3 protein-coding genes are annotated in these 5,320 nt (G+C 69.3%); all 3 read right to left on the bottom strand.

Annotated features, from left to right (window positions below):
• Nucleotides 1-139: 139 nt before the first annotated feature.
• Nucleotides 140-2,644, bottom strand: coding sequence for a DNA gyrase subunit A (gyrA, locus tag MXD58_RS19095; protein ID WP_248839909.1), 2,505 nt, complete (start codon nt 2,642-2,644; stop codon nt 140-142).
• 129 nt (nt 2,645-2,773) lie between these two features.
• Nucleotides 2,774-4,708: a DNA topoisomerase (ATP-hydrolyzing) subunit B gene (gene gyrB, locus MXD58_RS19090; RefSeq protein WP_308301997.1), complete on the bottom strand. Its 1,935-nt coding sequence runs from the start codon at nt 4,706-4,708 to the stop codon at nt 2,774-2,776.
• A 227-nt stretch (nt 4,709-4,935) separates the two neighbouring features.
• Nucleotides 4,936-5,320 (bottom strand): DciA family protein (locus MXD58_RS19085; protein WP_250609667.1); only part of this gene is annotated, 385 nt, incomplete at its 5' end.

The raw sequence follows: 5,320 nt of genomic DNA, 5'->3' as shown, positions 1-5,320 counted from the left end.
GGGTTTCGATGGGGGGGGGCTTGGGGGGTTGGTGCCAACACGGGTGGCTGGAGCCTCTGCGGCGCGGCCACACGTGGGGGGGGGGGCCCCCGGCGCAACCGCGGCCACCCGGCCACATCGTCCTTCTCCAGGCCCGGGCTCAGCTGTCCTGGGCCTCGGAGTCGGCAGGGGCCTCGGTGTCCTCGGCATCAGCATTGCGTGCGACCCCGACCACCTGCACACCGGACTCCAGATCGATGAGCCGGACGCCCATCGTCTGCCGCTGAGCCCGGCGCACGTCCTTGGCTATGGTGCGCAACACGCCCCCGTTGGAGGCGATCGCGTAGAGCTGGTCGTCCGGGTCGACGACGAGCGCGCCGACGAGGCCGCCACGGGTGGAGACGATCTTAGCCGTCAGCACGCCCTTGCCGCCGCGGCCCTGTATCGGGTACTCGGCCAGCGGTGTCCGCTTGGCATAGCCACCGGAGGTGGCGACCAGCAGATCGGCGGTGGTGCCGGGGACGACGACGTCCATCGACAGCAGTTCGTCCTCGGCGTCGAAGCGCATGCCGATCACACCGGACGTCGCCCGGCCCATCGGCCGAAGCTGCTCGTCGTCGGCGTGGAACCGGATCGACTGGGCGTTGCGGCTGACCAGCAGCAGGTCGTCGCCGGGGGCGACGAGGCGGGCGGCGATCAGTTCGTCGTCGTCCCGCAGGTTGATCGCGACGAGGCCGCCGGCGCGGTTGGAGTCGAAGTCGCTCAGCGAGGTCTTCTTGCACAGCCCGCGCTTGGTGGCGAGCACCAGGTACGGCGACGCCTCGTAGTCCTGCAGCGCGATGACCTCGGCGATGCGCTCGTCCTGGGCGAAGGCGAGGATGTTCGCGACGTGCTGCCCCTTGGCCGAGCGGGCCTGCTCGGGCAGTTCGTGTGCCTTCGCCCGGTAGACCCGGCCCTTGTTCGTGAAGAACAGCAGCCAGTGGTGGGTCGTGGTGACGAAGAAGTGCTCGACGATGTCGTCCTCGCGCAGGGCGGCGCCCTGCACGCCCTTGCCGCCGCGGCGCTGCGAGCGGTAGAGGTCGGTCTTGGTGCGCTTGGCGTAGCCGCCGCGGGTGACGGTGACGACGACGTCCTCGCGGGCGATGAGGTCCTCGATGGACATGTCGCCCTCGAAGGGGACGAGCCGGGTGCGCCGCTCGTCACCGAACTTCTCGACGACCTCGGCCAGCTCCTCGCCGATGATCTCCCGCTGCCGTGACGGCGACGCGAGGATCGCCTCCAGCTCGGTGATCCGGGCCCGCAGCTCGGCGGCCTCGTCGATGATCCGCTGCCGTTCGAGGGCGGCGAGGCGGCGCAGCTGCATGTCGAGGATGGCGGTGGCCTGGATCTCCGACAGCGTGAAGCGCTCCATCAGCTGGCCACGCGCCGCTTCGGCCGACTCCGCGTTGCGGATGAGGCTGATCACCTCGTCGAGGTGGTCGAGCGCGATGAGCAGACCGTCGAGGACGTGCAGCCGCTCGCGGGCCTTGCGCAGCTGGTAGCGGGTTCGCCGGACGATGACGTCGACCTGGTGCTCGACGTAGTAGCGGACCATCTGGTCCAGGCGCAGCGTGCGCGGCACGCCGTCGACGATCGCCAGCATGTTGGCGCCGAAGGTGTCCTGCAGCTGGGTGTGCTTGTACAGGTTGTTGAGGACGACCTTGGCGACGGCGTCGCGCTTGAGGTCGATGACGAGGCGCTGCCCGATGCGGGCGGAGGTCTCGTCACGGACGTCCGAGATGCCGGTGACCTTGTTGTCGCGGACGAGCTCGGCGATCTTCTCGGCGAGGTTGTCCGGGTTGACCTGGTACGGCAGCTCGGTGACGACGAGCTGGGTACGGCCTTTGTTCTCCTCGACGTTGACGACGGCGCGCATCCGGATGCTGCCGCGGCCGGTCCGGTAGGCGTCCTCGATGCCACTGCGGCCGACGACCAGCCCGGCGGTGGGGAAGTCCGGGCCCTTGATCAGGCCGATGAGGGCTTCGAGCAGCTCCTCGTCGGTCGCCTCGGGGTGGTCCAGCGCCCACCGCACGCCGCTGGCGACCTCCCGCAGGTTATGCGGGGGGATGTTCGTGGCCATGCCGACGGCGATGCCACCGGCGCCGTTGACCAGCAGGTTCGGGAACCGGCTGGGCAGGACCAGCGGCTCCTGCGAGCGGCCGTCGTAGTTCGGCGCGAAGTCGACGGTGTCCTGGTCGATGTCGCGCAGCATCTCCATCGCCAGCGCCGCCATCCGCGCCTCGGTGTAACGCATGGCGGCGGGCGGGTCGTTGCCGGGCGAACCGAAGTTGCCGTTGCCGTCGACCAGCGGGTAGCGCAGCGACCAGCTCTGCGCGAGCCGGACGAGGGTGTCGTAGATCGCCGTGTCGCCGTGGGGGTGGTAGTTACCCATGACGTCGCCGACCACGCGGGAGCACTTGAAGTACCCGCGGTCGGGGCGGTAACCACCGTCGTACATGGCGTACAGGACCCGGCGGTGCACGGGCTTGAGCCCGTCCCGGACCTCCGGCAGCGCTCGGCCGACGATGACCGACATCGCGTAGTCGAGATACGAGCGTTGCATCTCGACTTCGATGCCGATGGGTTCGATGCGGTCGCCGGGGGGCGGCGGTAGGACGTCGACCACGGGGTCCTTCCAGGGCTGAGGGATCAGTCGTCAGGTGGGGCGGGGGTCCCGGCGGGCGGGCGACGTCCCGCGTGCCCACGCGCCGGGCCCGATGCTCCCGTCGAGGTGGCGGGACGCTCGCGCCGAACCTCAGATGTCCAGGAAGCGGACGTCCTTGGCGTTGCGCTGGATGAAGCTGCGGCGCGCGTCGACGTCCTCGCCCATGAGCACGGAGAACAGTTCGTCGGCGACGGCGGCGTCGTCGAGGGTGACCTGCAGCAGGATGCGCCGGTCCGGGTCCATCGTGGTGTCCCACAGCTCGGTCGCGTTCATCTCGCCGAGACCCTTGAACCGCTGGATGGCGTCCTTGGGCATCTTGCGGCCGGCTTCCGCACCCTGCTGGATGAGTCCGTCGCGCTCACGGTCGGAGTAGGCGTACTCCCAGTCCTCGCGACCCCACTTGATCTTGTAGAGCGGGGGTTGGGCGAGGAACACGTGGCCGGCCTCGACCAGCGGGCGCATGAACCTGAACAGCAGGGTCAGCAGCAGGGTCCGGATGTGCTGGCCGTCGACGTCGGCGTCCGCCATCAGCACGATCTTGTGATAGCGCAGCTTGGCGATGTCGAAGTCGTCGTGGATACCGGTGCCCAGGGCCTGGATGAGGGCCTGGACCTCGGTGTTCTTCAGCACCCGGTCGATGCGGGCCTTCTCGACGTTGAGGATCTTCCCGCGCAGCGGGAGGATGGCCTGGAACTTCGAGTCCCGCCCGCCCTTGGCCGAGCCGCCGGCCGAGTCACCCTCGACGATGTACAGTTCGCAGCGCTCGGGGTCGGTGTACTGGCAGTCGGAGAGCTTGCCGGGCAGGCCGGTGCCGCCGAGCAGGCCCTTGCGCCGGGTCAGGTCACGGGCTTGGCGGGCCGCGATCCGGGCCCGCTGGGCGTCGAGGGCCTTGTTGACGATCGAGCGCGCCTCGGTGCGATTGACCTCGAACCAGTCCTTCAGCGCCGAGTAGCACATCTCCTGGACGAACTTCTTGGCCTCGGTGTTGCCGAGCTTCGTCTTCGTCTGGCCCTCGAACTGCGGCTGGGCGAGCTTCACCGAGATGATCGCGGTCAGGCCCTCGCGGATGTCGTCGCCGGAGAGACGCTCATCCCCGCCGCGGGCGTTCGCCTTGACCGGCTTGAGAAGGTTCTGGTCCTTGGCGTAGGCGTTGACGGCGCTGGTCAGCGCGGCGCGGAAGCCCTCCTCGTGGGTGCCGCCCTCGTGCGTGTTGATGGTGTTCGCGAAGGTGTAGACCGACTCGGAGTAGCCGCCGTTCCACTGCATGGCCAGCTCGGCCTCGATGCCGGTGCCCTTCGACTCCAGCGAGATCACGCTGCGGTGGATCGAGTCCTTCGTGGCGTTGAGGTGCGCGACGAAGTCGACCAGGCCGTTCTCGTACTTGTAGGTGACCTCGGCGGGCTCCTCGCCGCGCTCGTCGATCAGCGTGATCGACAGGCTCTTGTTGAGGAACGCCATCTCCTGCAGGCGCCGGGTGAGGGTCTCGTACTTGTACTCGGTCGTCTCGAAGATCTCCGGGTCCGCCCAGAACGTGATCGAGGTGCCGGTCTTCTTCGACGGGCCGCGCTTCGCCAGCGGCTCGGCCGGCCGGCTGCCCACGTACGGCTGGAACCAGACGTGCCCGTCGACCTGGATCTCGACATCGAGGCGGGTCGACAGCGCGTTCACGACGCTGACGCCGACGCCGTGCAGACCGCCGGAGACCGCGTAGGACTTGCCGTCGAACTTGCCGCCGGCGTGCAGCGTGGTCAGGACCAGCTCGACCGTGGGGATCTTCTTGACCGGGTGCATGCCCACCGGGATGCCACGGCCGTTGTCGACGACCCGGACCCCGCCGTCGGCGAGCAGCGTGACGACGATCGTGTCGCAGTAGCCGGCGAGCGCCTCGTCGACCGAGTTGTCCACCACCTCGTAGACGAGGTGGTGCAGACCCCGCTCCCCGGTGGAGCCGATGTACATGCCCGGACGCTTGCGGACCGCGTCAAGACCTTCGAGAACCTTGATCGAACTTGCATCGTAGGCCACGCGGCGGGTCCCCTCGTTCTGGGCGGAAGTATCCACCAGTCTACCCGCCGACCGGCCATAGCGGACGCAGGGTGACCCCTGACGTCTGCGCAGCGCCCCGCACGAGGGGAAGCTGAACTCCCCTACCCGGCCGACGGGTCCAAGGGCTTGGCGCGCCTCCACGACGGCAAGCCGACAAGTCGACCGGACGATCATGGTCGCGCCGCCACCCGGCCGCGACCAGTCGATCAGCCGTAGGTGTCCCGCGGACCACGGCCCTGGGTGCGCATCGGGCCATGGCGCCAGGACGGTGCGGTCGGACCCCGGACGGTGATCCGCTGGACCACCTGGGGGCCGAGTTCCTTGTGCAGGATGGCGAGGATCTGGCGGGACAGCATCCGCAGCTGCGTGGCCCACGCCGTCGACTCGGCGACGAGTTCCAGATGGCCCTCGCGCAGGGAGACCGGGGCGCAGTGGTCGGCGATGTCCGGGCCGACGATGGCGTCCCAGCGGCTGATCACGCTCGCGTCGGCCGCCTGCGCCCGCCAGCCGCGGGAGGACAGCAGCCGGGTGATCGCCGAGCTGAAGGCCACCGGTTCCCGCCAGTCCCGGCCGGGGCTGGCGATCCCCGGC

It is taken from the genome of Frankia sp. AgKG'84/4, from assembly GCF_023242965.2.
Taxonomy (GTDB): Bacteria; Actinomycetota; Actinomycetes; order Frankiales; family Frankiaceae; genus Frankia.
The sequence above is the reverse complement of the archived record's forward strand: the minus strand, read 5'-3'. Positions and strand labels throughout refer to the sequence as shown.